The organism is uncultured Thiodictyon sp. (assembly GCF_903828115.1).
In the GTDB taxonomy this organism is placed as follows: domain Bacteria; phylum Pseudomonadota; class Gammaproteobacteria; order Chromatiales; family Chromatiaceae; genus Thiodictyon.
On sequence record NZ_CAIKKU010000180.1, the window covers coordinates 1 to 4309 of the forward strand.

The 4309-nt window shown below is 70.9% G+C and carries 4 protein-coding genes; all 4 read right to left on the minus strand.

Annotation, left to right across the window (positions count from 1 at the left end; all coding sequences use genetic code 11):
- Positions 1-269: 269 nt before the first annotated feature.
- A complete protein-coding gene (locus QZY48_RS06470; protein ID WP_295429203.1) occupies positions 270-554 on the minus strand; it encodes a helix-turn-helix domain-containing protein in 285 nt (94 codons plus the stop codon).
- Positions 555-557: 3 nt separating this feature from the next.
- Entirely contained in the window at positions 558-872 is a 315-nt protein-coding gene (locus tag QZY48_RS06475) for a type II toxin-antitoxin system RelE/ParE family toxin (protein WP_295429206.1), read from the minus strand.
- A gap of 38 nt (positions 873-910) precedes the next feature.
- The gene (locus QZY48_RS06480; protein ID WP_295429209.1) at positions 911-3172 is read right to left on the minus strand and encodes an SUMF1/EgtB/PvdO family nonheme iron enzyme; all 2262 of its coding nucleotides are present in this window, start codon (positions 3170-3172) and stop codon (positions 911-913) included.
- Between the two features lie 547 nt (positions 3173-3719).
- Positions 3720-4088, minus strand: coding sequence for a hypothetical protein (locus QZY48_RS06485; protein WP_295429212.1), 369 nt, complete (start codon positions 4086-4088; stop codon positions 3720-3722).
- Positions 4089-4309: the final 221 nt, after the last annotated feature.

Consider the following 4309-nt stretch of genomic DNA (forward strand, 5'->3'; position numbering starts at 1 on the left):
ACCCCAGTGCGGCGCGGCCTGTCGACGACACGCAAGGCCGCAGCGAGTACGAGATCGCGCCGCACTGGGGTGCGGCGCTCCCAGGCCGGGCAGGACTGCAAGTGAGGCTCAACTTAATGGCAGTGACGCGGCGCCTGGGAACCGGAGGTAGTGTGCGTCCGTCCGAGCATCAGCGTCCAGAGGCATCAGAGATCAGAGGAGTAATGGGGCCACCACCAGACGGAACCCGAGGACGTCGTCGCGGGCCCAGGCCCGGTGCGGTTAGCCTATTAGTTCACCGAGAACTCCACCCGCCGACCAGTGCGTGCGGTGAGCCGCACCAGCATATCCAGGCTGAACTTGTCATGCTTGCCGCGCACCAGGTCCGCTACCCGGGATGGGGCGATCCCCAACTGCTCGGCGGCCTCGCCTTGGGTCCAGCCCCGCTCGCTCAGGGTCTCGCGCAAGCCGGCCAACAGTTGCGCACGCAGCAGCAGGATGGCCGCCTCATCGGGAGGAAAGCCCAGGTCCGCAAAGACGTTGCCGCTCGATTCGATGATCGGTTCCGCGCCCATGGTTCACCTCGCGATCTGTTGGTAACGACGTGCCGCCAGGTCGATGTCAGCCTTGCGCGTCTTCGGTGTCTTCTTGTGGAAGGCGTGCAGCACATAGACGGCATCGTCGAACTTGGCCACGTAGATCACCCGCCACTCGCCTTGGGCGTGGACGCGGATCTCGTAGGCGCCCGGCCCGACAGTGAGCATGGGCTTGAAATCGGACGGCATCCGGCCGCATTGCACGGCATAGAGTTCAAAACCGGCATCCCGGCGCGCCTCCGACGGGAAGTCGCCCAGGTCATCGCGGCTCGACCCGATGAAGCGTAGCGGTTTCATGGGCGTAGTATAGGGTCAGAGTCCGGAGGCATCAGAGATCAGAGGAGTAATGGGGCCACCACCAGACGGAAACCGAGGACGCTGAGGCGGTTCTCGGGGTCGTCGTCGCTGCGGGCGGAGGCGCGCGCGTCCCAGCGGTAGTAGTTGAACCCACCGCCGCGCGCACCACGCACACCCGGTTGCCGGTGCTCCCGTTCGGCGCGGTCCTCCCGCTCGGCGCGGCCCTTGGCATCCTCCGGATAAGGGTAGGCCGCGGACCGGCTGCGCGTCCACTCCCAGACGTTACCCGACAGGTCCTCGCAGCCATAGGGTGACCGGCCCAGGGGGTAGCAGCCGACGGGCGAGACACGGCCGATGTTCATCTCGACGTTCATGCGCTCGGGGTCCGGCTCGGGACCCCAGGGGTAGGGGCGTTGCGGGGCCGGGTTCGGCAGCGACGGCTGCCCGGCGTCCGGCAGGGCCCTGAGGCCCGTCACCGGCCGGATCAGGACCCCCAGTTCCGACGGGATGGCCTCCCCGCCCTTGGCCGCCTTTTCCCATTCGGGCTCGGACGGCAGGGCCACCCGCCAGTCGGGCGGCAGCCAGCCCTTGGCACGCCAATACCCGGTGAGCCAGTCGGCGCAGGCGGTCGCCTCGTCCCAGGAGACGTAAACCACCGGGGTGTTGGTCGGTGCGCGCAGGCAACGCGGGTCCCCCGGCGTGCGGCCCGACTGCTCCAGGTACCGGCCGAATTGGGCCACCGTGACCGGCCAGCGGCCGACCCAATACGGATAGTCCAGGCGATGCGGGCCCGCACCCTTCTTCTCGTCGTCGAAGGCATCTGCATCCGTCGCCCCCAGGAAGAAGGACCCGGCCGGGACCCGGCAGAAGGCCATGGCGTCCAGGTCCAGTACGCCGGGGCGCGGGTCCCCGATGCGCCCCAGGTGCAGGGCGGCGGCGACCCGCTCGGCGGCGGGCAGGGCGGTGCCGGCCAGCAGGTCCGGGAGGCGGTCGCGGATGCGATCGTGGATCTGCTGGTGGGCGCGCTTGAGGCGCTCGCGCGGCAGGCATTCGGCGAGGATCTCGCCGGCCAGGCGCAGGCCCCAGGCATCTTCCCGGCACATCGGCAGGGCAGGCGGGGCGGCATCGGGGGAGAGAGCATCCACCAGGTCCCAAACGGAGCGGGCGTCGGTGCCGACGTAGAAGCCGCCGGCCAGCAGCACGACCTCGCGCCAGCGGTCGGGGTCGCGGCGGCCGAGCCAGGCGGCCAGGTCGGGCCACTCGTCGCACCCGCTGGCGCGGAAGCGCTCGAACAGGCCGCGCTCCTCGCGGCCCAGGTAGGCGGCGGCCAGGAATTCCTGGAAGCTGCGGTGCGGGAAGGCGTAGACGGCGTCACGCTCGTCGGTGCCGCCGCGCTGGTGCAGGATGCCGACCCGGTCGCGCAGATAGTCGCTCACGGCCAGGGCGTCGACTAACCCGCCCGCCTCTCGGTCCTGGCGGGCCAGGCACAGCAGTTCGTGGGTCAGGTTGCGGGCGGGGATGTCGGCAGTGCCCTCAACCCCCGCCTGGGTGGCGTGGACCTCGAAGGCGAGTCGCTCCAGCACGCGGCGCACGTCCTCGCGGCCCACGCGCAGGAACTCGGCCAGGCTGTGCTGCTCCAGCGCGTCGGCCACCGCTGGGTCCTCGGTGCGGAAGCGGGCGCGGTCCCAGCGGTCGATGAGTAGCTTGAGCAGTTCCTCATAGAGGGCGGCGCGGCGGTCGGGCAGTTCGTGGCCGTTGGCGTGCAGATAGGCGATCAGGGTCAGCAGCAGGGGCCGACCGGCCAGGTCACGCAGGGCCGGGCGGCCCAGGACCTCGCCCTGGAGTTTGTCCGCGCGCTCGCGGCGGCGGCCGGGCTCGAACTCGGGGCGCGCCTCGTACCAGCGCGTGACGAAGCGCCGGACCTGGCCGGGGCCGAAGTCGGCCAGACCCACCTGGGCGAAGCCGGGGATGCGCCAGGCGGGGTCGGCGTAGGCGTAGGGACGGCAGGTGACCAGCAGTCGGGCCTTCTGGAAGGTAGCGGCGAAGGCGCGGATGCACTGCACCAGGCGCTCGCGGCGCGCGCCGGCCTGGGTGACCTCGTCGAGCCCGTCGAGCAGCACCAGGGCCTCGCCGCGGCGCAGGCGTTCGGTGAGCACCGGGGCATAGTCGCCCATGCCCTTGGCGCGCAGGTCGTCGGCGATGAAGTCGCAGAGGGGGCCAGCGTCGCCCGGTCGGCCCGCGGGCGGAAAGTGCGCGCCGGCAGCGAAGTCGCGCAGTATGACCCGCACCGGAAGCGGCACCGGGGCGCGGTGGTCCCAGGGCTGGCCTTGCCGTCCGCGCCGTCCTCGTCGGGCAGGGGTTCGGTGAGGTGCTTGAGGTTCGGCTCGGCGCCCAGCCGCTCCCCGGCCAGGCAGAGTGCGAGGAAGTTGACGAAGGCGCTCTTGCCGCTGCCGGGGTCGCCGGTGAGGACCAGGTGTGGCTCCAGGTTCAGGACGGCCAGGGCAGAGAGCGGCGCTTCCCCGTGCCCGGCCAGGGGGTCACGCGCCGCGGGCCGCTGCTCCTGGGTCCTGGTGGTCAGCAGCGCCGTGTAGACCGCACCCAGGGTGACGGCCGGGGTGTCCCGATCGCGGTAGCCGACGGCGTCCAGCCAGTCCAGGGCGCCGCTGTCGCGGCGCAGGCGCTCCAGATAGAGGACCTCCAGGGCCCGCGCCGCCGCGGGGTCCGGGGCCGCGACCGTCCAATTGTCGATGTGGATGCGGCTGTTGTTGAAGGTCCCGCCGGCGACCGAGCCGCCTTCGGCATGGACCGATGGCGGGGGCACGCTGGGCCCGTCCGGCCCCTGGCCGCTCATTTGCTATTCTTGATGCTGATGCTGCCGCCCTGCATAGCCCCGACGGCCACGCTGCCGTGCTCGGCCCGGATGTCACCGGTCTGCACCGCCAGGCCGCCAGCCGGCAGCAGTTCCGGGTGTTCCCGCAGGACCCGCACCAGCAGGGCGCGCAGGTCGGCGTCCAGGTCCGGGTCAGTGGGGTTGCGCGCCACCCGGTCGGCCAGCGGATAGGCGTCCGGCGCCTGCTCGAAGACACCGCGCCAGGTGTCTCTGACCGCCTGGGTCCCGGCGCCGACCCGGGCCATGAACAATTGCTTGGCGGCCTCGGCGCCGCCGTACAGAACCAGGTTCATCAGCGCATCGACGGCGGTCTGCAGGTCGCTCATGGGGATAACTCCGGGGGTTGCGGGTGGACTCGGTACACCGCTGATTCTACGTCAGGCGGGGCGAGGGGGCGGGCCTGATACCGCGAGGCGCAAACGATGGGTTTCGCTTCGCTCTACCCATCAGGTCTACGCGGCCGTCCCCGCATTGGGACCGGGCGTCGTTGTCGTTGTCGTTGTCGTAATCGTTGTCGTAATCGTGGTCGGATTATTCGATTACGACA

Bases quoted from the DNA above. Each gene is read 5' to 3' on its own strand.
- QZY48_RS06475 (WP_295429206.1), bottom strand. From the start codon at position 872: ATGAAACCGCTACGCTTCATCGGGTCGAGCCGCGATGACCTGGGCGAC.
- QZY48_RS06470 (WP_295429203.1), bottom strand. From the start codon at position 554: ATGGGCGCGGAACCGATCATCGAATCGAGCGGCAACGTCTTTGCGGAC.
- QZY48_RS06485 (WP_295429212.1), bottom strand. From the start codon at position 4,088: ATGAGCGACCTGCAGACCGCCGTCGATGCGCTGATGAACCTGGTTCTG.